At 68.1% G+C, this 21,765-nt stretch carries 22 protein-coding genes; 14 read left to right on the top strand and 8 right to left on the bottom strand.

Features of this window, described 5'->3' with window-relative positions; genetic code table 11:
• Window positions 1-4: 4 nt before the first annotated feature.
• From IG04_RS0132535 to IG04_RS0132525, 3 genes are all read right to left on the bottom strand, one after another.
• The gene (locus IG04_RS0132535) at window positions 5-409 is read right to left on the bottom strand and encodes a type II toxin-antitoxin system VapC family toxin (RefSeq protein ID WP_030480570.1); all 405 of its coding nucleotides are present in this window, start codon (window positions 407-409) and stop codon (window positions 5-7) included.
• Window positions 406-678, bottom strand: coding sequence for a type II toxin-antitoxin system Phd/YefM family antitoxin (locus IG04_RS0132530; RefSeq protein ID WP_030480569.1), 273 nt, complete (start codon window positions 676-678; stop codon window positions 406-408). Before IG04_RS0132530 ends, IG04_RS0132535 begins: the two co-directional genes overlap by 4 nt.
• 93 nt (window positions 679-771) lie before the next feature.
• Complete coding sequence (locus IG04_RS0132525; protein ID WP_030480568.1) at window positions 772-1,680, bottom strand: LysR family transcriptional regulator; 909 nt, start codon at window positions 1,678-1,680, stop codon at window positions 772-774.
• Between the two features lie 205 nt (window positions 1,681-1,885).
• Between IG04_RS0132525 and IG04_RS43165 the strand changes: the two genes are divergently transcribed.
• Complete coding sequence (locus IG04_RS43165; protein WP_051771132.1) at window positions 1,886-2,689, top strand: 2-amino-3,7-dideoxy-D-threo-hept-6-ulosonate synthase; 804 nt, start codon at window positions 1,886-1,888, stop codon at window positions 2,687-2,689.
• 68 nt (window positions 2,690-2,757) lie between these two features.
• Here IG04_RS43165 and IG04_RS0132515 read toward each other — a convergent pair whose 3' ends face one another.
• The gene (locus IG04_RS0132515; protein ID WP_211257850.1) at window positions 2,758-3,945 is read right to left on the bottom strand and encodes an RNA-guided endonuclease InsQ/TnpB family protein; all 1,188 of its coding nucleotides are present in this window, start codon (window positions 3,943-3,945) and stop codon (window positions 2,758-2,760) included.
• Between the two features lie 33 nt (window positions 3,946-3,978).
• Here IG04_RS0132515 and tnpA point away from each other — a divergent pair, with 33 nt between their 5' ends.
• The 5 genes from tnpA (at window position 3,979) to IG04_RS45730 (ending at window position 7,889) form a co-directional block, all read left to right on the top strand.
• Window positions 3,979-4,341 carry an IS200/IS605 family transposase gene (tnpA, locus tag IG04_RS0132510; RefSeq protein ID WP_030480565.1) on the top strand — a complete coding sequence of 121 codons (363 nt, stop codon included), beginning with the start codon at window positions 3,979-3,981 and terminating at the stop codon, window positions 4,339-4,341.
• 81 nt (window positions 4,342-4,422) lie between these two features.
• Complete coding sequence (locus IG04_RS0132505; protein ID WP_030480564.1) at window positions 4,423-5,493, top strand: 3-dehydroquinate synthase II family protein; 1,071 nt, start codon at window positions 4,423-4,425, stop codon at window positions 5,491-5,493.
• A 1-nt stretch (window position 5,494) separates the two neighbouring features.
• The gene (locus tag IG04_RS0132500) at window positions 5,495-6,880 is read left to right on the top strand and encodes a class I adenylate-forming enzyme family protein (RefSeq protein ID WP_063758346.1); all 1,386 of its coding nucleotides are present in this window, start codon (window positions 5,495-5,497) and stop codon (window positions 6,878-6,880) included.
• A gap of 23 nt (window positions 6,881-6,903) precedes the next feature.
• The gene (locus tag IG04_RS0132495) at window positions 6,904-7,737 is read left to right on the top strand and encodes a helix-turn-helix domain-containing protein (protein ID WP_144065656.1); all 834 of its coding nucleotides are present in this window, start codon (window positions 6,904-6,906) and stop codon (window positions 7,735-7,737) included.
• Entirely contained in the window at window positions 7,737-7,889 is a 153-nt protein-coding gene (locus IG04_RS45730) for a DUF397 domain-containing protein (protein WP_084402101.1), read from the top strand. Before IG04_RS0132495 ends, IG04_RS45730 begins: the two co-directional genes overlap by 1 nt.
• Here the strand turns inward: IG04_RS45730 and IG04_RS0132490 are convergent.
• A complete protein-coding gene (locus tag IG04_RS0132490) occupies window positions 7,835-8,512 on the bottom strand; it encodes a DUF3159 domain-containing protein (protein WP_051771128.1) in 678 nt (225 codons plus the stop codon). The genes IG04_RS45730 and IG04_RS0132490 overlap by 55 nt on opposite strands.
• A 126-nt stretch (window positions 8,513-8,638) precedes the next feature.
• Between IG04_RS0132490 and IG04_RS0132485 the strand changes: the two genes are divergently transcribed.
• Genes IG04_RS0132485 through IG04_RS0132460 form a run of 6 tightly spaced genes read left to right on the top strand, consistent with a single transcriptional unit; the run spans window position 8,639 to window position 15,353 of the window.
• Window positions 8,639-9,850: an ROK family protein gene (locus tag IG04_RS0132485; RefSeq protein ID WP_030480560.1), complete on the top strand. Its 1,212-nt coding sequence runs from the start codon at window positions 8,639-8,641 to the stop codon at window positions 9,848-9,850.
• A gap of 16 nt (window positions 9,851-9,866) precedes the next feature.
• Window positions 9,867-11,192, top strand: a complete 1,326-nt coding sequence (locus IG04_RS0132480) for an ABC transporter substrate-binding protein (RefSeq protein WP_030480559.1) — start codon at window positions 9,867-9,869, stop codon at window positions 11,190-11,192.
• A 12-nt stretch (window positions 11,193-11,204) separates the two neighbouring features.
• Window positions 11,205-12,179, top strand: coding sequence for a carbohydrate ABC transporter permease (locus IG04_RS0132475; RefSeq protein ID WP_030480558.1), 975 nt, complete (start codon window positions 11,205-11,207; stop codon window positions 12,177-12,179).
• Complete coding sequence (locus tag IG04_RS0132470) at window positions 12,176-13,069, top strand: carbohydrate ABC transporter permease (protein WP_030480557.1); 894 nt, start codon at window positions 12,176-12,178, stop codon at window positions 13,067-13,069. Before IG04_RS0132475 ends, IG04_RS0132470 begins: the two co-directional genes overlap by 4 nt.
• Complete coding sequence (locus IG04_RS0132465) at window positions 13,066-14,334, top strand: 6-phospho-beta-glucosidase (RefSeq protein ID WP_030480556.1); 1,269 nt, start codon at window positions 13,066-13,068, stop codon at window positions 14,332-14,334. Before IG04_RS0132470 ends, IG04_RS0132465 begins: the two co-directional genes overlap by 4 nt.
• Before the next feature lie 5 nt (window positions 14,335-14,339).
• On the top strand, window positions 14,340-15,353 hold the full coding sequence (locus IG04_RS0132460; RefSeq protein ID WP_030480555.1) for an N-acetylglucosamine kinase: 1,014 nt from the start codon (window positions 14,340-14,342) through the stop codon (window positions 15,351-15,353).
• 177 nt (window positions 15,354-15,530) lie between these two features.
• Here IG04_RS0132460 and IG04_RS0132455 read toward each other — a convergent pair whose 3' ends face one another.
• Window positions 15,531-15,785 (bottom strand): hypothetical protein, encoded by a 255-nt coding sequence (locus IG04_RS0132455; protein ID WP_144065657.1) that lies wholly within the window; start codon window positions 15,783-15,785, stop codon window positions 15,531-15,533.
• Between the two features lie 227 nt (window positions 15,786-16,012).
• On the opposite strand from IG04_RS0132455, the gene IG04_RS0132450 reads away from it, so the two are divergent.
• The gene (locus IG04_RS0132450) at window positions 16,013-16,804 is read left to right on the top strand and encodes an SGNH/GDSL hydrolase family protein (protein ID WP_030480553.1); all 792 of its coding nucleotides are present in this window, start codon (window positions 16,013-16,015) and stop codon (window positions 16,802-16,804) included.
• Between the two features lie 145 nt (window positions 16,805-16,949).
• On the opposite strand, the gene IG04_RS0132445 is transcribed toward IG04_RS0132450, so the two are convergent.
• Window positions 16,950-19,715 carry an AfsR/SARP family transcriptional regulator gene (locus tag IG04_RS0132445; protein WP_030480552.1) on the bottom strand — a complete coding sequence of 922 codons (2,766 nt, stop codon included), beginning with the start codon at window positions 19,713-19,715 and terminating at the stop codon, window positions 16,950-16,952.
• 122 nt (window positions 19,716-19,837) lie between these two features.
• Between IG04_RS0132445 and IG04_RS0132440 the strand changes: the two genes are divergently transcribed.
• Complete coding sequence (locus IG04_RS0132440) at window positions 19,838-20,851, top strand: ADP-ribosylglycohydrolase family protein (RefSeq protein ID WP_245816675.1); 1,014 nt, start codon at window positions 19,838-19,840, stop codon at window positions 20,849-20,851.
• A gap of 171 nt (window positions 20,852-21,022) precedes the next feature.
• Here IG04_RS0132440 and IG04_RS0132435 read toward each other — a convergent pair whose 3' ends face one another.
• Complete coding sequence (locus IG04_RS0132435) at window positions 21,023-21,763, bottom strand: FAD:protein FMN transferase (protein WP_245816676.1); 741 nt, start codon at window positions 21,761-21,763, stop codon at window positions 21,023-21,025.
• Window positions 21,764-21,765 lie beyond the last annotated feature (2 nt).

Here is a 21,765-nt window from a genome sequence, read left to right as displayed (position 1 = left end):
GCCGTCATTCCCCGGGAGCGGTCACCGGGAGTCCAAGACCGATGGCAGCTGCCGCCAGGCGTTTGTCGTAGGTCACGAACGCGGTGATCTTCTTGTCCGACGCGACAAGCAGATCGGCCGTGGCGAGATGGATGGCGTCCAACGATCGCAGCTGTGGATCGGCATAAGCAGCCGCCGTGGCGCGAACGGCAGCGTTGATGTCCACCCGGTGGAGCCGGGCGAGCACACCTGCGACAGCGCCCAGCACACCAGGCGAACTACGCCGAAGAGCACGAGGCAACTCCACCTCGATCAACGCGGACGACACGAGGGACTGGTCCGCGGCGTCGTTCAGCCACTCGACCAGCGCCTCGGTCTCCTTCTCCTCGCGCACCAGTTTCACGACCGCCGCCGTGTCGAGATAGATCACCAGCGTTCCTCGTCACGCATGGTCGAGACCAGTTCCCCCGCATCCGCTCCCGGCTCCGCCTTGGCGCGCGGCATCGGGATGGGACCCGCGATGGTCGGCGGCGTCACCACGCCCGCGGCAATCAGGTCGTCGAGTTCACCCTCGACCACCGGCACGATGCGCGCGATCGGCTTGCCTCGGTTGGTGATCTCGACCGTCTCGCCACGCTCGACGAGTTCCAGCACACCAGCCGTGTTCTGGTTCAACGTGCGGATTGGAATCTGCTCCATGAAGCCATGGTACTACATCACGTACTACAAGTGGTCAGCCGAACAGGCCGCAGATGTCGTCGACATCGAGGCTTGCGCCGAAGAAACGCTGACCTATGACGCCAGCAGCCGGCCCGAGTGCGGCGTCCGCTCGTGGTACGCGCGCAGCAGGCCGGCGTGCACGTCGTCCACGTGTTCGGCGGCGTCGGTGTTCCACACCAGCGTGATCCGCCGGTGCAGCGGGTTGCCGATGATCGGTTTGAGCAGCACGCCCGGCAGGTCGTGACCGGGGAAGAACCCCGCCACGGCACCGGTCGACCGCACCAGGTCGGCCGCGACGACCGGATCGACGCCGAAGTGCGCGCACCTCGGCGTGAACCCGACGGCCTCGCAGGCCAGGTCGAGGTTCAGCCGCCCGCCGTGGTTCTCGTCCGGCACGACCCACTCCTCGCCGGCGAGTTCGGACAGCAGCACCTCGCTGCGGCCGGACAGCCGATGGCCCACGGGGACGCCGATCAGCATGCGTTCCGTGACGACGCCGCGCAGGCCGACTGCTTCCGGGAAGCGCAACGGGCTGCGCGGGAACTCCACCACCAGGGCCAGGTCGAGGTCGCCGGTGCGCACGAGTTCCAGCACGACGTCACCGCCGCGTTCGATGTGCGTGGTCTGCGGCAGGCTCGGCAGCATCTCCCTGACCACCCCGACCAGCAGCGCGGTCGGCGAGCCCGCCACACCACCGAGCCGGATGCCGGAGTCGCCGCGTTCGGCCAGCCTGCGCGAGGTGACGAGCAGGTCGTCGAACCGTTCGACCAGGTCCTGGGCCCGCAGCACGACGTGGCGGCCCAGCTCGGTCAGCTCGACGCCGTCGGTGCGGCGCAGGAACAACGGCCCGCCGAGACTCGCCTCGATCCTGCGCACCTGAGCGGTCAGCCCGGCCTGGGCGATCTTCATCTGGGAGGCGGCCCGGCTGATGCTGCCCGCCCGCGCCACGGTCAGCACCACGTGCAGATGCCTCAGCTCCATTCGCACTGAGGAAGCCTAGGACAGTTGCCCACCAACGAACACGGCCACGCGGGTGGCACCGGATGACGCTCCGTCGCCGTTGCAAGGGCGGTTGCTCTGTCAGGCCGATAACTCGCGAATTATCGGCACCTCACACCTGCCGCTGCGCGCGCGGACTGCACCACTCTGCTGCTGACACCAAACGATCGCAGGGGGTGTGAGCGCCATGAGGAAAGCGTTGCGGCTGCGACGCCTTTCCCGTCCGCACGACGACAGGTACCTCTTCGTGCCGTTGGACCACAGCGTTTCGGACGGTCCGGTGGTGCCGCGGGACCGGTGGCAGGACCTGATCCACGCCGTGGTGCTGGGCGGCGCCGACGCCATCATCGTCCACAAAGGACGCGTGCGCACCATCGAACCCGCTGTGCTGGGCGGATGCGCGCTGATCGTCCATCTGAGCGCGGGCACCTCGCATATGGCGGACGCCAACGCCAAGGTACTCGTCGGCGAGGTCGACGAAGCGTTGCGGCTCGGTGCCGACGCGGTGAGCGTGCACGTCAACATCGGCTCCGACACGGAGTCCCGCCAGCTCACCGACCTCGGCACGGTCGCGGCCGCGTGCGACTCGTGGAACGTCCCGCTGGTCGCGATGGCCTACGCCCGCGGCCCCCGCATCGGCGACCCTAAGGACCCGGCTCTGCTGGCGCACGTCGTCAACATCGCGGCGGACCTCGGCGCGGACATCGTCAAGACCACCCTCGCGCACCCGGCCGAGGACATGGCGGACGTGGTCGCCAGCTGCCCGATCCCCGTGGTCGTGGCAGGTGGTCCCGCCTCCGCGCACAGCATCGCCGGACATGCCCGAGTGGCCATGGACGCGGGCTGCGCCGGCCTCGCCGTCGGACGGCGGGTCTTCACCTCGCCGACGCCGATGCACCTGGTCGCGGAGCTGGCGTCGATCGTGCACGCGCCCACCGACGCAAGTCTCATCCACGCCCTGACCGCCACCATGGAGAACCGGTCATCATGAACTCGTCTCTGAAGGAACGAGTTTGCCAATCGCCGCGAGCGGCGGTTTTCAGGCTTGCTGCTGCCGTCCTAGCTGGCTGCCAGGATGGGCGCTGCGTCTGGGCGCATGACTTCGCCCCAGCACACGACACCACATGCCGCGATGTTGAGCGCTGCGTTGTGGTCGGCATGCCCAACGAAGTCACACCGGCCACAATGGAATACCGCCTGACTGCGGCGGTTGCGTTTGTCGACGTACCCGCAGGCGTGGCAGGTCTGCGAGGTGTAGGCCGGATCGACCTGCACCACCACCACACCAGCCTGCTGGGCCTTGTAGGTCAGGAACTGACCGAGCTGGGCGAACGCCCAGGAGTGCAGCGTGGCCCGTTGGGGCTTGCGAAGCCGTACCCGCGCGCGGATTCCCGTCAGTTCCTCGACAGCGATCCCGCGTCCGGTGCGTTCAGCCTCGGCCACGATGTTCTTACTGATCCGGTGGTTCACGTCGGCCGCGAACCGGGCCTCCTTGCGGCGGCGTTTCTTGAGCAGCCGTCTCGCGGAGGATGTCTTCTTGGCCTGCAACCGCTTCCGCAGCCGCAGTTGACGCTTGCGGTAGCGGTTCAGACGCGACCCGCAGAACCGGTCACCGTCAGAGGTGGTCGCGATGTTGACGATGCCCAGGTCGACCCCGAGGAACCCGTTCGCCGGTTCCCGCCGGGCGGCCTCGGGACTGTCGACGACGGCGTGCAGCAGCCACACCCCGTCCCGGTGCAGCAGATCGGTTTCCCCGATCGCCGACCGGGAGCGCAGCAGGGCCAGATGCCGGGGGTTTGCGACGATCCGCACGGTGCGGAGCCGACCGGCGACCGTCCAGATCGACACCGTCCCGTCGCGGCCAGCGTCACCGAGCTGCCAGGACAGGCAGCGGGCGTCGAACGGCTGCCCTGCAAGCGGGCGGAACCTGATCGGGGTGTCCTCGGCCTTTCTGCGCCGGTCCGACCCAGGCGGCCCGTAGTTGCCTGCCCTGAGGTTGGCCCGCAGGGTCGTGTAGGCGTCCACTGTCTTGCCGATCACCCGGATCGCCGGCTGCGCGGCCAGCCCGAACCGTTCCCGCAATTCGGCGTAGAAGCGTTTATGCACGTCGAACTTCCGGAACACCTGGTCGGTGTGCATCCGCGCGGACAGCCAGGAAGCTGCCGTGTTGCAGACGCGCAGGGTATCGCCCAGCGCCGACGCCTGCTCCGGCGTCGGCAGCAACCGCACCTGCACAACCTGCTTCACGTTGATCACCATAACGTTGTCTATGTCACCGCGATGGGAACCCGACCCCGACGTACGCGGGGGACGCAGTACCGGCGTGGCGCGTTCACCGGTCAGATCCTGCGCCGCTGCAAGGAGATCATGCGGGACGTGTGCGCCGGCCTGGGCGCGCAGCTGCGCGAGTTCAACGGCGAGACCGACCACGTGCACTACCCGCCCAGTCTGGCCCTGTCCACACTGGTCAACAGTCTCAAAGGCGTCTCCTCCCGACGCCTGCGGCAGGAATTCCCCGCGCACATCCGCCGATACCTGTGGGCGCAGCACTTCTGGTCGCCCTCCTTCTTCGCCGGGTCGTGCGCAGGCGCGCCCTTGTCACTCATCAAGGAATACATCGACCAGCAGAAGCGTCCCGACTGACGCCCCGCCGCGCGGGCAGCACAAGGCGCGATCAGCTCCTCCTGGCCATAAACCACCAGCCTTCCCCCGATTGGAGTTCAGGTGAAGTTCGCCTGGATCGACCTCAGGACCGTCCCGGAAGCGCACTGGACCGCCGTGATCGACGCGGCCGTGCACAGCCGGATCGGAGTCGTCACGGACGACCCGTCGCTGCTCGACGACCTGCCGCCCACGATCACCCGCGTGCTGCTCACCGAGAACCAGGTCGAGAGCCCGCACCTCGTCACCGTGGCGGTGCACGACCAGGACCAGCTGGACCGGCTGCCCTCGGGTTCCGCGTTCGTGACGGTCAGCGACGACCGCACGCTCAAACTCGCCTGTGCCGCGGCGGAACGGCTCGACCACACCGTCGTCGCGTTCACCGACCCGACGAAGATCCCGCTGGAGATCGTGATCGCGGCCGCCGACGGCGCACCCGGCAAGCTGATCACCGTCGTCGCCGACCTCGTCGAGGCCGCGATCGTCCTGGAGGTCCTCGAACACGGCTCGGACGGCGTGCTCTTGGCCCCGCGCGACGCGACCGACGTGTTCAAACTGGCGCGGCTGCTGGAAGTGACGTCCCCGCCGCTGACCCTGACCACGCTCACCGTGGAAGCGTTGGCCCACAACGGCCTCGGCGACCGAGTCTGCGTCGACACCGCCTCGCACTTCCGGGAGGACGAGGGCATCCTCGTCGGCTCGTTCTCGTCGGGCTTCATCCTCTGCTGCAGCGAGACGCATCCGTTGCCGTACATGCCGACGCGGCCGTTCCGGGTCAACGCGGGCGCGCTGCACTCGTACGTGCTGGGTCCGGCGAACCGCACCAACTACCTGTCCGAACTGCGTTCCGGCAGCAAGGTCCTCGCCGTCGACGCCGACGGCCGCACCCGCGAACTCACCGTCGGCAGGGCCAAGCTCGAGTCACGCCCGATGCTCACCATCACCGCGCGCTCGCCGGAGAACGTCGTGGTCGACCTGATGGTGCAGGACGACTGGCACGTCCGCGTCCTCGCGCCCGGCGGCAAGGTCCGCAACGTGACCGAACTCCAGCCCGGCGACGAACTGCTCGGCTACATCGCTTCCGAACAACGGCACGTCGGCCTTCCCATCGGCGAGTTCTGCAAGGAGTCATGAAGTGCGTGCGTTCATCACCGACCTGTTGCACCGCCACGGCGACGAGGTGCCGATCTTCAGTCATCGCAACACAGTCACGCACGGCCTACTGCGCGCCGACGTCACCGCTCACGCTCTTCGTTTCGCCGCCGTCGGAATCGGTGACGGCAGCACGGTAGCCGTTCAGGTGCCGCCGAGCTTCAGCCAGCTGGAAGCCGTGCTCGCGTTGTGGAGCATCGGCGCGCAGGTGATCTCGATCGACCACCGCCTGCGCCCGGCCGAGGCCCACGTCCTGCACGAGCTGACGCGCCCGGAGTTCCTCGTGCACCCCGGCGGCACTCCCGGTCAGGATTTCCAGGAGCGGTACGGACTCGTGGCCGAACGGGTCGACGGCCTCCCCGCTGCTTCTCCGCACCGACTCGTCCAGTTCAGCTCCGGCTCGACCGGCCGCTCGAAGGTCATCGGCCGCAGCACGTCGTCGCTCATCGACGAGGTGGACCGCTTCTCCGCCTCCGACGGCATGGTGCGACGCGGCGAACGCCTGCTGCTGCTCAACTCCCCCGCGCACAGCTTCGGCCTGATCGGTGGCCTGCTGCACTCTCTCGCGGCAGGCGTGCACCTCGTGTTCGCCGCAAGGCCGACCGCAGAAGACATTCTCGACTCTGCACGAACTCATGAGGTCGACTTCGTCACCGGCCTGCCGTTCCACTTCGACCTGCTGGCCTCCTCACCCGACCGCGACACGTTGCGCACGGTCCGCGGCGCGTTCGCCGGCGGCGAGATGATGCCGCAGGACGTGGCCGACAGATTTCTTGCCGCGTATGGCTTCCCGGTCGGCGAATGCTTCGGCACCACCGAAACCGGCGCGCTGACCATCGCGGTTTCCGGCACGGTCCGCCCGTCCGTCGGCAGGCCGATGCAAGGCATCACAGCACGAGTGCGCGACGGCCTGGTGGAAGTGGCCTTGCAGGAAACGCCTTACCTGGCCGAGAACGACCCGGCACGCTTCTCCGGCGGCTGGTTCCGCACCGGCGACCGCGGCGAGTTCACCGCCGACGGCGAACTGCGCCTGCTCGGCCGTGCCGACTCGCTGGTCGTGGTGCGCGGCAACAAGGTCGACCTGACCGAGGTCGAACACGTCCTACGTGGACACCCACAGGTGACCGAGGTCGTCGCGGTGGGGCGGACGGAAATCCGTGCCTATGTGGGCACCCGCAGCAACACACTCACCGCGCAGGCGCTGTCGGAGTGGTGCACGGAAAGGCTCGCAGAGTTCAAGCTCCCAGCCCGAATCCACGTCATGGAAACCCTGCCCAGAACGTCGAGCGGCAAGATCATCCGAAACATGGAGCCGCTCCATGCGTCCTACCTTCAGGCACATTTGGCCGGAAACAATGGCACGAAATGACTTGCCAGGCCTAGCTTTTCGACATGCCCAAAAGATCCTCCAGCGTGGCGGGACGGGAGTTCGGTGCCGGTGTGCGCGCCGTCATCGCTCGTACCGGGCTCACCCACCGACAGCTGGCCGAACGCATCGGCTGGCAGGAAGCCAAACTCTCGGACATGACCCTCGGCAAGGGCGGCGTGTCCGAGGTCGAGGTCCAGATCGTGCTCGCCTACTGCCAGGCCACGGTCGAGGAACGCGAGTACCTCCTCGCTCTGTTCCGCGAATCGGGCAAGGCCTGGCTCCAGATGCCGGAAGACGGCCTGCCGGACCAGGTCCGCACGCTGATCGACCAGGAACGGGACGCGGAAGAGATCATCTGCTGGTCGATGATCGTCGTCCCCGGCCTGCTGCAAACACACGAATACGCTTACGTCGTCGCCGAGCACTCGACGGTGATCAAGGCGGAGGATGTGCCCAAGGTCGCCGCCGCAAGGGCCGCACGAGCGAACATCCTGGAGCCGGGCAAGAAGTTCACGTTCTTCGTGCACGAGCAGGCCTTGTTGCTACCAGCCGGCGAAACCGAGGTGTGGCGCGAGCAGTTGGCTCACCTGCTCAGGATGTCCGTGCGGAAGTACATCAGCCTGCGGATCATTCCTCGCGCTGCCGGAATGCACGCAGGCATATGCGGCGACTTCAGGGTGATGAAGTTCCCGAGGTACCCGTCCGTCGTCTACATCGACAGCATCAATTCCTGCCTGTTCTTCGACGACGCGGACACCGTCAAGGTGTACGAGGACATCCTGACGGCCCTCGCAGCCGTCGCCCTGGCTGAGGAAGAATCAAGGGCGGTGATCGACAACATCTTGGAGGGTCTCTGATGACCACCTGGCGGAAGAGCAGCTACAGCGCCAGCAGCGACAACTGCGTCGAGGTAGGCCGTGGAGTCGGCATCCGGGACAGCAAGGCGCCGAGCGCTCACATCCCCGTCTCGCCGGCGGCCTGGTCGGCCTTCCTCAAGTCCGTCGTCTGAGGGTGCCGGAATCCGGGGTGGTCTGCTGGTAGCGCCCGCTTCAGCAACCACCCCGACACCAGGATGCAGGCGATCTGCAGCGGCCATGACAACGCGATCCGCAGCGTCGCCAGCCAGTAGACCTGGGCGTCCAGCCACAACGGCGTGAAGACCGCCACCCGCAGCACGTACTGCCCGACCCAGGCCCACGACGCGACCGAGTAAGCGCGCAAAAGGGCAGGATCGCGACGCCACCGGGTCTTCTGCCCGAGCAGCGTCCCCACCACCACGCCGAGCAACGGCCAGCGCACCGCGATCGAACCCGCCCACGCCAGGGCCGAGGCGACGTTGGACAGCAACTGGATGAGGAAGAAGTCCTCGACGCGCCCGGTGTAGAGCGCCACCAAAGCGGCCGCTACCACGAGCAGCACGGACAGGATCACCGCGCGGGGTTTCTCGCCGCGCACGAAGCGCACGATGCCGATCACCACGCCGCACAGCACGGCGGCGATCGCGCCCGCGCCGATCGAGTGCCCGAACAGCAGCCAGCCCGCGACGAACGCCAACGGCGGCAGGGAGGCGTCGAGGGCGCCGCCTCGGCCTCCTAGCAGTGATGCGAGCGACTCCTGGCGCACGTCGGTCATGGTTCCAGGGTGCCTTAGGCGAACCTAACTCAGGTAACGGACCTATATCGGGGATTGACCCCGGTGAAGCCGGTCACTACCGTCTGCGGAAATCGTCTGGAAAGTTAACAGACAGGAGCGGACCTAATGCGTGCCGGAAGCCCACGACTGTTGCGGGAGATCAACGACCGCGCAGCCATCGAGGCTTTGCTGCGCAACGGGCCGCTGACCAGGTCGGAGTTGGAAGGTCTGATCGGCCTTTCCAAACCGGCGACCGCACAGTTGCTCACGCGGCTGGAAGCCGGCGACTCCGTGGTCCGCAACGGACTGCGGGGCGGTGGCCGTGGGCCGCGTGCCCAGCTGTGGTCGGTCAACGGGGCGCTTGCACACATCGCCGCTGTCGATCTCACCCCCGAGACGGTCGACATCGCGATCGCGGACATCTCCGGTGCCGTGCTCACCGAGCACAAGGCACCGATGCCCGCGAAGTACGGCGTGCTGGAGGCGTTTGTGAGCGCGGTCGGCAAGGCCTGCGAACAAGCAGGCCTGAGCGCCGACCAGTTGCTGCACGTCGTGGTGGGCTGTCCGGGAGCGGTGAACCCCGCGAACGGTGAGCTCGCCTACGCACCACACCTGCCCGGCTGGAGCAATTTCGACATGCCCGGCCAGTTGCGGGAGCAGCTCGCGACTTCGGTGAGCGTCGAGAACGACGTCAACCTCGTCGCGCTGGAGGAGATGGTCGCCGGACGGGCCACCAAGGTGAGCGACTTCGTCGTCATCTGGCCCGCGGATCTCGTCGGTGCCGCCGTCGTCGTCAACGGATCGCTGCTGCGCGGCGCTTCCGGTGGCGCGGGCGAGATCGACGGCCTGATGATCCCGGACCGCGCGGCGGCCGACACCGACACGGACCGCTCCGGCGGCACGTTCGGTGAACTGCTCAGCAGCACGTCGATCTGCAAGCTCGCACGCGCCCACGGGCTCGCCGCGCGCAACGGCCACGGTGCCGTGCGCAAGGCGCTGGCCGCGGGTCCGGCGGGCCGTGAGTTCATGGTCGATCTCGCCAGGCGCATCGCCACGGGCGTGGCTAGCGTCGTCGCGGTGCTCGACCCGGAACTCATCCTCCTGTCCGGCGACATCGCGCAGGCAGGCGGAACCACGCTGAACGACCTCGTTGCCGCGGAACTGCGGCAACTGGTGGTGCCGCGAACACCGATCCAGCTGGCCTTGGTGACCGGGAAACCAGTGCGCAGCGGCGCACTGCACTCGGCACTGGCCGTGGCACGAGAACAGGTGTTCGGCCTCCCGGCAGCCACCACGGCTCCATTCCGCGGCCCAGTGGTCGCCGGGTCCCCACGTTGATCGAGAAGGAGTGCACATGCGCAAGCACACACGTGCTGCCTTGCTCTGTGTCGCCGCAGCGCTGACCCTCACCGCATGTGCGGCGGGCAAGGGTGGTGGCGCCAATTCCGACGCCGCAGCTGCTCCTGGCAAGGACGAGAAGCTGACGCTCACGGTCTGGAGCAACTACTCCGACCGTGAGTACGAAGAAGTCACGAAGGCCCTCAAGACGTTCAACCAGAAGTTCCCGAACATCGAGATCAAGCACGAGGGCTCGCAGGACGACGACAAGATCACCGCGGGTATCCGTTCGGGCAACACGCCGGACGTCGCGCTGTCGTTCACCACGGACAACATCGGCCAGTTCTGCTCCTCCGGGGCGTTCCAGCCGCTGAAGGCCTACATCGACCGCGACAAGGTCGACCTGAACCAGCTCACCCCCGCGGTGCAGAAGTACACCGAGTACAAGGGCAACCGCTGTGCGATGCCCATGCTCACCGACGTCTACGCCATGTACTACAACAAGGACATGCTGTCGGCGGCCGGCATCACGACCCCGCCGAAGACGCTGGACGAGCTGTACGACGCGGCCGTGAAGGCGACCAAGAAGGCGCCGAACGGTGACATCGAGGTCGCGGGCTACCTGCCCACGATGGGCTTCTACGCCAACCGCCCGACCATTCTCGCGCCGACGTTCGGCGCGGAGTGGGAGAAGGACGGCAAGTCCGGTCTCGCCAGTTCCCCCGGCTTCACCGAGATGATGACGTTCCAGAAGAAGCTCGTCGACTTCTACGGCTACGACGCTCTCGAGCGGTTCCGCGCGGGTCTCGGCCAGGAGTACTCGGCCGACCACGCGTTCCACCAGGGCAAGATCGCGATGATGGTCGACGGTGAGTACCGCACCGCCTTCCTCAAGGCGCAGGCGCCGCAGATCAAGTTCGGCACGGCTCCGTTCCCGACCTCGAAGCCCGCCGACTACGGCACCGCGTTCACCACCGGCACGATCATGGGCATTCCCAAGGGCGCCAAGAACCCCGGCGCCGCGTGGGAGCTGATCAAGCACCTGACGTTCGACACCGACACGATCGTCGGCCTGTCCAACGCCATCAAGAACGTCCCGAGCACCAAGGCCGCCATGGAGAGCCCCAAGCTCGAGGTGGACGAGCAGTTCAAGACGTTCATCGACCTGGCCAAGAGCGACAAGCTCAAGGGCAACCCGGTCACCCCGATCGGTGACGCGCACATCAAGGCTGTCACCGACTTCTCGGTCTCCTACCAGTCCGGCAAGGTCCCGGACCTGGCGGCAGGCCTCAAGGAAGTCGACAAGAACATCGACGACCTGATCGCCAAGAGCGGCAAGTAGGGGATTCGCAAGATGACCGCCACGCTCGGCGCCCGTCCCGCCCCCGGCAGGGGGCGGGCACGTGCCCGCCACCGTCTCGCCGTGCTCGGGTTCATGGCCCCGGCAATCATCGGCTTCGTCCTGTTCTTCGGTTATCCGCTGGTCACCACGGTCGTGCTCTCGTTCACGAAGTACGACCTGATCAACCCGCCGGAGTTCAACGGACTCGACAACTACACATTCATGTTCAAGGATCCCCTGCTCATCAAGGCGATCACGAACACGCTGTGGTTCGTCGTGGTGCTCACGATCGCGCGGACCGTGTTCGCGCTGGGCGTGGCATCGGTCATCGCTCGCCTGAAGTCGGGCGTCGGATTGATCCGCACGCTCTGCTACCTGCCTTCACTGGCACCGCCAGTGGCCGCGACACTCGTGTTCTTCATGGTGATGCGTCCCAACGGCGGTCCGCTGGACAGCGTGCTCGGCTGGTTCGGTGTCGACGCACCGCTGTTCTTCTCGGACCCGGCATGGGCCAAGCCCGGCATCACCGCGATCATGCTGTGGATCTCCGGCGACCTGATGATCATCATCCTCGCCGCGATCCTCGACGTGCCGCAGGAACAGTACGAGGCCGCCGAACTCGACGGCGCCGGCCCGATCCGGCGCTGGTGGCACGTCACGCTTCCGACGATCTCACCGGTGCTGCTCTTCGGCATCGTGAACTCGGTGATCCTCGCGTTGCAGCTCTTCACACAGGCGGTCGTCGCGGGGTCGGCCGGCTCGGGAGCGGCGGACGCGACGGGATCGACCAAATATCTCGGTTTCCCGGACAACTCCACGCTGACGTTCCCGGTTTACCTGTACACGCAAGGCTTCCGCTACTTCGACATGGGCTACGCGGCCGCCATGGCCACGGTCCTGTTCATCATCTCGTTCGCCGTGACCATCGTTCTGGTGCAGCGGATGCGCAAGAACTCCACCGCTGAGGAAGGGGGTCCGGGAGCATGACCGCCACGCTGACCAAACCACCGGTCGACGTCCCCTCGGAACCGGAGCAGCCGCGCCGCAAGCGCGACGTCGCAGGCATCCTGAACTGGGTGGCGACGCACGCGATCGGCCTCGCGCTCGGCCTGATGTTCGCCACGCCCGTCGTGTTCGTCTTCCTCACCGCGGTGATGTCGGACGACCAGGCGTTCACCTCGAACCTCTGGCCGCGCGAATGGCACTGGGGCAACTTCGTCGAGGTCTTCGACAAGGCCCCGCTGTTCCAGTACCTGATCAACAGCCTCACGTACTCGCTGCTCGCGACCCTGGGCATGCTGATCTCGTCGATCCCGGCGGCCTACGCGCTCGCGAAGCTCAAGTGGCGCGGCCGGAACGTGGCGTTCCTCCTCGTCATCGGCGCGATGATGCTGCCACCGCAGGTCGTGGCCGTGCCGCTGTACGACACGTGGTCCTCGCTGGGCCTGACGGGCACGCTGGTGCCGTTGATCGCGCCGTACTTCCTGTTCGACGCGTTCAGCATCTTCCTGCTGCGCCAGTTCATGCTCACCATCCCGCAGTCCTATGTGGACGCGGCACGGGTGGACGGGTGCTCGGAGTTCCAGGCGCTGGTCCGGATCATCATCCCGATGGCGAAGCCCGGCATCGCGGCGACCGCGCTGTTCTGCTTCCTCTTCACCTGGAACGACTACTTCGGCCCGTTGCTCTACACCGGTGAAGTCAAGGACCAGTGGACGTTGTCGCTGGCACTGGCGACGTTCAAGGGCATGCACATCGTCCAGTGGAACTCCTCGATGGCCGTCACGTTCCTGACGATGATCCCGGCCGTCGTCCTCTTCGTCTTCGCCCAGAAGTCGTTCGTCAAGGGAATCACGTTCACGGGGGTCAAGGGATGAAACTCACCGTCGTCGGTGGCGGGTCCACCTACACACCTGAGCTGATCGACGGCATCGCCGGCCGTCGCACCAGCCTGGCGGTGGACGAGATCGTCCTCGTCGACCCGGACGAGCACCGCCTCTCACTGATCGGCCCGTTCAGCCAGCGGCTGCTGGAGCACGCGGGTCACTCGGCGAAGGTGCGCACCACCACGTCGCTCGAAGAAGGCATCGAGGGCGCGTCCGCGGTTCTGCTGCAGCTGCGTGTCGGCGGGCAGAAGGCGCGTGCCTCGGACGAGACGTTCCCGCTCACCTGCGGGTGCGTCGGCCAGGAGACCACCGGCGCGGGAGGCCTCGCCAAGGCCCTGCGGACCGTGCCGGTGGTCCTGGACATCGCGGACAAGGTGCGCCGGCTCGCCGGTCCCGACACGTGGATCGTGAACTTCACGAACCCGGTCGGCATCGTGACGCGCGCTCTGTTGCAGGAGGGTCACAAGGCGATCGGCCTGTGCAACGTGGCGATCACGTTCCAGCGCTGGACGTCCGCACTGCTCGGCGTCGATCCGTCCACTGTGGAGCTGGAGCACGTCGGCCTGAACCACCTCACGTGGGAACGCGGCGTGTACGTCGACGGCGTCGACCGCATGCCGGAACTCCTCGCCGACCACATCGAGGGCCTGGCGAAGCACATCGGCATCGACGGCGCGCTGATGCGGCGCCTGAACATGGTGCCGTCGTACTACCTGAACTACTTCTACAACCACGACGCCGTCGTGAAGAAGCAGCTCACCGAACCGCCGCGGGCCGAGGTCGTGGCGGCGGTCGAGAAGGAACTGCTCGACATCTACGGCGACCCGTCGGTCGTGACGAAGCCGGAGCAGCTGTCGCAACGCGGCGGCGCGTACTACTCCGAGGCGGCCGTGCAGCTGGTGCACGCGCTGACCGGTGGCGCAGGCGCTGAGAAGCACGTGGTTAACGTGCAGAACAACGGCTCGCTGCCCTTCCTGCCCGACGACGCCGTGATCGAGGTTTCATCCACAGTGGACGCGAACGGCGGCAGGGCGCTGCCGGTGCGTCCGGTGGAACCGTCCATCTCCGGCCTGATCTCGCACGTCACCGCGTACGAGTACCTGGCGCTGGAAGCCGCAAAGCACGGCGGCCGGGACCGAGTGGCGAACGCGCTGCTCGCGCACCCGCTGATCGGCCAGCACGCGATCGCGGACCAGCTGGCCGACGAGCTGATCGCGCAGAACCGCGACCTGCTGCCGTGGGTGAAGGGAAACTGACAACGATGACGGACCGGGTGCTCGCCATCGACGGTGGGAACAGCAAGACCGCTGTGCTGCTGGTCGACGCGGACGGCAAGGTGCTCGCGCAGGTGCGCGGCCCTGGTGCCCCGCCTCAGACCGTGGGCATGAAGCGCGGACTCGACGTGTTCGAGGGACTGGCACGCGAGGCCGCAGCTCAGGCGGGACTGTCCCCCGACGAGCCGATCGCCACGCACACGTCCGCCTACCTTGCGGGTGCAGATCTGCCCCGCGAGGAGGAGGACCTGACGCGGGCGATCACCGAGCGGGGCTGGTCGACAACGACGTTCGTCGGCAACGACACCTTCGCGCTGCTGCGGGCGGGCACCGCTGCCGCCGGCGGCGTGGCGGTCGTCTGCGGCGCGGGCATCAACGCGGTGGGCGTGGCCAGGGACGGCCGGACCCACCGCTTCCCCGCCCTGGGCGCGATCTCCGGTGACTGGGGAGGCGGCGGCCAGCTCGGCAACGACGCGCTCTGGCACGCGGTGCGAGCGGAGGACGGCCGGGGCAGGCCGACCCTGCTGCTGGACGCCCTCCTCGCACACTACGGCGAGAAGTCGATCGCCAAGGTGGTCGAGAAGATCCACTTCGAGGAGATCGGACTGGACCCGCACGCCCTCTGCCCGTTGGTGTTCGAGGTGGCCGAGCAGGGCGATTCCGTTGCCCTGGAACAGATCGACCGCCTGATCGAGGAGATCGTGCTGCTCGCCACGGTCTCCATGCGCAAGCTCGAACTGATGAACGAGCCCGTGGACGTGGTGCTGGGCGGCGGAGTCCTGACGCACACCGGCGACACGGTCGTCGGCCCGGTTCGCCGGCAGATCGTGGAAGCCGCCCCACTCGCCCAGGTCCGCCTGGTCGACGTGCCACCCGTGGTGGGTGCGGCTCTCCTGGGCCTCGACCACATCGGGGCCTCGCCGGGCGCAGAGCTGAGGCTGCGCTCGGCCTACAACGACAACGTCCCGGCAGCCGTCCTGGACGTGGCAGCAAGCGGTTAGACCACCAGACCCCGTCTCAGGGGGCGAATCGGCGGCGGTGCCCCCTGAGACGGTCCCAGCCCCACTGCTCGGGGCAGATCGGCGGCGGCGTCCCGAGCAGTGGTCCCAACCCCTTTCCGGGGGGCAAGTCCCGGCGGCGGCGCTCCTCGGAAAGGCCCAACGACCCCCGCGACGACCTCACGCGCCGAGGTCGTCGCGGGGGTTTTCGGCGTTCAGGGCACGAGGAGGCATCACCGTCGTCCCGACCACGCTTTCCCGGGGCGACACGACCTCCGGGGTGACCACGGGGTTGGAATGCGGAGGTGGCGTGACCACGGGGTGACCGCCGGCTCCGGGCGACGCCGGCCCGCTCAGGGCGACCCAGGCCAGCACCAGGGCTGTGACAAGCGCGACACCGATGGAAAGGAACGGAAGCGGCAAATCAGAACGCACCCGGCAGAAGGTAGCGACAGGTCAGGACGAATCCCCCGGATCACCCTCCAGCTTCCCTCGATCGAGTGGTAAAAGAATCGTCACCCATAGCGACAAAACCTACGATGCCGTAACCGACGGTGGCGTAACCAAGGGTTCGTTGTGCAAGCTGACCAGTCGCCTCCGGTCGGGAGCCCGAAGGCGAATGGCAGGACGGGCGAGGTCGTACGAGCAAGGGGGATGTTGTGCTGCTGCGATGGAACAGTCTCGTGTCCCTGGGGGACAGCTTCACCGAGGGCATGGACGACCCGGGCCCCGGCGACACCTACATGGGCTGGGCGGACCGGCTGGCGGGCATGATCGCCCAGCGGGCGCCTGAGTTCAGGTACGCCAACCTCGCGGTCCGAGGCAAGATGCTGCAGGAGATCATCGACGACCAGGTGCCGCTCGCGATCTCGCTCAAGCCGGACCTGGTGACGTTCTGCGGCGGCGGCAACGACATCATGCTGCCCAACAGCGACCCGGACGCGCTGGCCGAGGTCTACGAGGTGGCCGTGGCCGACCTCAGGTCCGCCGGTTGCGACGTCGTGATCTTCACCGGGTTCGACACGCGCTCCACGCCGCTGCTCAGGAGCATCCGCGGCAAGGTCGCCATCTACAACACGCACCTGTGGTCGATCGCCGAGCGCTACCACTGCCGGATGGTCGACCTGTGGGCCATGCACCCGTTGCACGACCGTCGCGCGTGGAGTGAGGACCGGCTGCACCTCTCGCCGGAGGGGCACCAGCGCGTGGCGCTCAAGGCCGCCGAGGTGCTCGGGCTGATCGACGACCAGTCCTGGAACGAGCCGTGGCCCGCGCTGCAGCAGGCCGACTGGGTCACCCAGCGCAAGGCGGACCTCAAGTGGGCGCGCGAGCACGTGGTGCCGTGGATCGGCCGCACGATCAGGGGTGAGTCGATGGGCGACGGCCTGGCGCCCAAGCGGCCCGAACTGCTGCCCATGGCGCGTTGCAGCGACGAAAGCCACGTCGTCAACTGACACAAGCGGAAGGCCCGACCGGCACTCTCCCCCGAATGCCGGTCAGGCCCTCCAGTTGCAGGCGCCTTACCCCCTCGGTAATCCCCCACTCGGCGGCCTGCTGCTCCAACATCCCATGCTTTGGGACCAGACGACTAAACGTCCGCTAAACCTCGGACGAGAGCGAGTCCAGCAGCGTCCGGACCTCGACCGCACGGGCCGAATTGACCTGCGCGTAAAGGCGCAGCGCCTCCGTCAGTTCCGCTGCCGCGGCAGCCCATTCCGCCCGCCGGAGCAACACGCCGCCGAGCACGTGCCGGCCGAAGCCCTCGAGGTACGTCACCTCGGCGACGGCGGCCTGGTCGACGACCTGGCGGGCCAGCAGCTCGGACTGGTCCAGCGCGCCGGCTTCCAGGTGCAGCTCGGCCAGGTTGGCGAGACCACGGATCAGCGCGACGGTGTCGCCCGAGCGCCGGTACACCTCGACGGCGTGAGCCTGGTGCTGCAGAGCGATTTCCACGTGACCGCGGGCCTGTTCCACCTGTGCCACGTTGTTCAGGCCGTGCGCTTCGCCGACGACGTCCCCGGACTGCTGGGCGAGCTGCACGGACTCCCAGAAGTGCAGCAGCGCCTCGTCGTGCTGCTCCAGCCGGAACAGGACGTCGGCGAGCTGGGCGAGCGTCAGCACGAGGTACTGGCGCTCGCCCAGCTCCGTCGCGATCCGGTGCGCGCGGCGAGCGTCCGGCAGCAGGACGGAACGTCCCAGCCGGGCGTTCGTCGTGTAGGTCGTGTCCAGCATGAGGACCTGTCCGAGGCGGCTCCCCGTCACCTCGGCCGCGGCCAGACCGAACCCGACCAGCGCCACCCACTCCCCGGTGAGTGCGCGCACGGTCGCGTAGTGGTGCAGCAGCCGGACCAGTTGCCACACCTGGTCGTGCAGGCCCCGTTCTGCGGACGCGTGCACGACCGCGACGATGTTGGGCCATTCCTGGTCGAACCAGTCGACCGGGTCACCGAACGCCGGTAAGGCCGTGGAACCGTTGTCCGCCAACACGAAGTCCAGGCCGTCACGGGCCGGGCGGATTGCCCGGCGCACGTGGTCGCACGCCACGAGGTAGTAGTTCACCAGGCGCCGCAACGAGTCCAGGTCGGCATGGCCTGCTCCCCGTACGTACAGGCGCACCAGTTCGTGCATCGTGAAGCCGTCCGGCCACGGCTCGACCAGCAGGTTCACCCCGACGAGCTGAACCAGCCGGGACCGGGCCGACTCGACCTGGATGCGGGTCAGCGCGGCGACGGCGTGCGGCGACATCCACCGGCCGGGTGCCAGGCCCACGGACTGGAAGACCTCGCCCAGTTCGGAGGGAAGATCACGGGTCGAGAGGTCCAGCGCCCGCGACACCCCCATCCCCGCCTGCGGCAGGTCGAGGCCGCGCATCCGGTGCCCGTCGTCGGCCAGTTCCCCCACCAGCTCGTCGACCGTCCACTCCGGACTGATCACGAGCTTCGCGGCGGCCACCCGCAGCGCGAGCGGCAACCCACCGCACAGTTCGGCGAGCTTCTGCGAGGCCACCGGGTCTTCCCGCGACAACGGCCTGCCCAGCACGTCGTCCACCAGCGCACGCGCCGACGGGTCGTCCAACGGGCCGAGCTTGCGCACGCGGGCGCTGTTGGTGACGACGAGTCGTTCCATCTGGGACCGCGACGTCACCAGCACCACCGAACCCGAACCGGGCGGCAGCAGCGGCTGGACCTGGTCGAACGCCGTCGCGTCGTCCAGCACCACCAGCACGCGGCGGCGGTTGAGCAGCGAGCGGTACAGCCCGACACGGTCCTCGACGCCGACCGGCACGCCGTCCGCCGGCACGCCCATCGCCACCAGGAACCGGGTCAGCACCTCGCCCGGCTCGGTGTCCCCCAGCGACGCGAACAGCACGCCGTGCGGGAACAGCTCGGAGTTCTCGTGCCCCCACGTGATCGCGAGAGCGCTCTTGCCGACACCGGGTGCACCGGTCAGCACGGCGACCGACGTCGCCAGCAGGTTCCGCGCCCCCACCACGTTGTCGAGCCACAACCTGTCGTCGTCCCGGCCGAACAACCGCGACGCGGAAGCGGGCAGCAACGCCGGTGCCACGATCCCCGCGCGCGGCGCGACGGGACGCGACTCGACCGCGCCGACCACGCTCAACGACGGGTCGTCGCGCAGGACCTGCTCGTGCAACGCGCGCAGCTGCGGCCCGGGGTCGATGCCCAGCTCGTCCACGGCACGGCGCTGAAACCGCTGGTAGGCCTCCAGCGCGTCGGCACGCTGCCCTGCCCGGTACAGCGCGCGCATGCTGTGGGCGACCAGGCGTTCCCGGAACGGGTACTCGGTGCACAGCCCGCGCAGCTCGCCGACCAACTCCAGGTGGCGGCCGAGTTCGAGCTCGGCATCGATGCGTTCCTCCAACGCGGACAGCCGCAGCTCCTCCAGGTCGGACGTCATCGGGTCGCCCGGCACGTCCGCGAGCACCGGCCCGCGCCACAGACCCAGCGCCTCGCGCAGCAAGCCCGCCCTGATGGCGGCGGGCTTGCCGCGAGAAGACGCCACGAGCTGCTTGGCGCGATGCAGGTCGAGGCGCCAGGGATCCACGGCCAGCTGGTAGCCCGTCGGCGTGGTGCGGATGGTCGCGGACCCCGCGGGATCGGACTCCTCCAGCACCTTGCGCAGCCGCGAGACGTACCCGTGCACGATCGTCCGCGCGGTGGCCGGAGGCGTGTCCGTCCACAGCGCGTCGACGATCTGGTCGATCGAGACGGGTCGGTTCGCCTCGACGACCAGCATGGCCAGCAACCCGCGCATGCCACGACGGCCCAGCTGGACGAGCCGTCCGTCCGCGAGCACCTGGAGTGGACCGAGCACGCCGAACTCGAGTCCGGTTTTGCTCCGCATGCCCCTCCTCAGGTGCGCTGACCTCGTCACTTCAACAGGTGCGCAAGCCCGAGTCTCAGATACAAGTACGGCCCAAGTTCGCGGGACGCTACTGTTCACACGTGCCGCGAGACAGGAATTCCGTGGTTGACCGCGGCGCCGGGTGCCTTCTCGGCGGCGCTCTCGGTGATGCGCTCGGTGCGCCCGTGCAGTACCTCGGCCTGGCCGACATCCAGCGCGAGCACGGTCCCGAGGGCGTTCTGGGGCCACCCAAGCCAGCGCTGTTCACCGACGACACCCAGCTGACGTTGTTCACCGCCGACGGCTACCTGCGCGCCTGGGTGCGCGGCAAGCGCACCGGCGAGTGGGAACCGTCCCAGATGGTCTGGCACAGCTATCGACGCTGGCTGATCACCCAGCAGCAACCGGCCCCCGAACGCGGGGCGATCGGCCTGCTCGCCGACGAACGGCTGTACGAGAGCCGCTCGCCGGGCCTCACGTGCCTGCGCGCACTGGCGGCTGAGACACCGTCCACTCCGGAGAACCCGCACAACGAGTCGTCCGGCTGCAACGGCGTCACCCGCACCGCACCGGCGGGCTTCGCGCCGTCCGCGGCGATCGCGTACGACCTCGGCTGCCGGTTCGCGGCCCTGACGCACGGTGGCACGGGCGGCTGGGTGTCCGGCGGCGCACTGGCGTTGCTGGTGCACCTGCTCGCCGTGAAGGCCCGGCCGTTGCGCGAGGCCATCGACCAGGTCATCGGCCGGGTGCTGCGCGACGACACGTACACGGCGACGGTGCTGACGCGCGCCGTGGTGCTGGCCGACGAGCACGACGGCTCTTCGTCCGTGCGCGTCGATCGGCTCGGCAGCGGCTGGACCGGCCCGGAGGCGCTGGCGATCGCGGTCTACACCGTGCTGACGCACCCGAAGCCGTCGCAGTTCGTGGACGCGATGCGCGCCTCCGCGAACCACTCCGGCGGCAGCGACGCCACGGCGGCGTTGACGGGCAACGTGCTCGGCGCGCTGCACGGCACCGACGCGCTGCCCCGCGACTGGCTGATGGGGCTGGAGATGGTGGACGTGCTGGACGCGATGGGCCGCGATCTGGGCATGTCCGCCGTGAACCTGGACTTCAACGAGGACCGCTACGCGTAACCAAACAGAAAGAGCCTGCCGCAGTGCGCTCCCGAATTCGCGCTGCAGCAGGCTCTTCCGCACGAGTAGTTGGTCGACAGCAGGCCGGGTCTTGCCCCGAGCGCGAGCTCCGATCCAGCTCTTGATCAACGAAATCATGCCCCGGAGTCAAGGCTCCGTTGGGCGAGCATGTTAACAGATGTGTACGGGAAGTCCAGGACTCGAGTACACGCGACGATCTTCGTCGACGATGAAGACCTCGCAGTCCTCCTGCTCCGCCGCCCACTCGATCCCGTCCCTGCCCAGCGCAAACGCTGCTGTGGCAGTGGTATCCGCGATCGCGAGGTCGTCGGAGAAAACCGTGACCGACATGATCCCCGTGACGGGCTGACCGGTACGGCCGTCCAGGATGTGCTTGCCGCGTTCGTACAACGCTGACGTGGCAACGGCTCCGTCCCGCACGCCGAGCACGACGCTGACCTGGTCGGCGAGATCAGGATGCCGAACGCCGACGCGCCAAGGCTTTCCGGGTTCGGGTTCGCCGGCCGTCACGACATCGCCGCCGGCGTTGACGCAGAACGACGTGGCTCCGCCCTGGCGCAGCATGTCCGCCGCCCGCTGCACGGCCCAGCCCTTCACGACCGCGCACGGGTCGAGCCCGCGGCCCGGCACCCGTGCCGTGAACGCGCCGCCCGTCGACTGCTCGTACCAGTCGCACAGCGAGAGGACCTCGACGAGATCCGGGGTGAGCTCTTCCCTGGTGAGCTCACCCCGGTCCAGCCGGGACACCTCGCTGCCGGGCTTGAACGGCGAGAACTGGGCGTCTGCCTCGCGCAGCCAGGCGAACGCCCGCTCGGCCAGCGCGGCGTCGCCGTCACGCAGGTCCACCGAGATCGGCAGCCCCATGATCTGCTCGACGCGCCGCACCGCCACCG

It is taken from the genome of Lentzea albidocapillata (assembly GCF_000719115.1).
Classification (GTDB): Bacteria; Actinomycetota; Actinomycetes; order Mycobacteriales; family Pseudonocardiaceae; genus Lentzea; species Lentzea albidocapillata.
The sequence above is the reverse complement of the archived record's forward strand: the minus strand, read 5'-3'. Positions and strand labels throughout refer to the sequence as shown.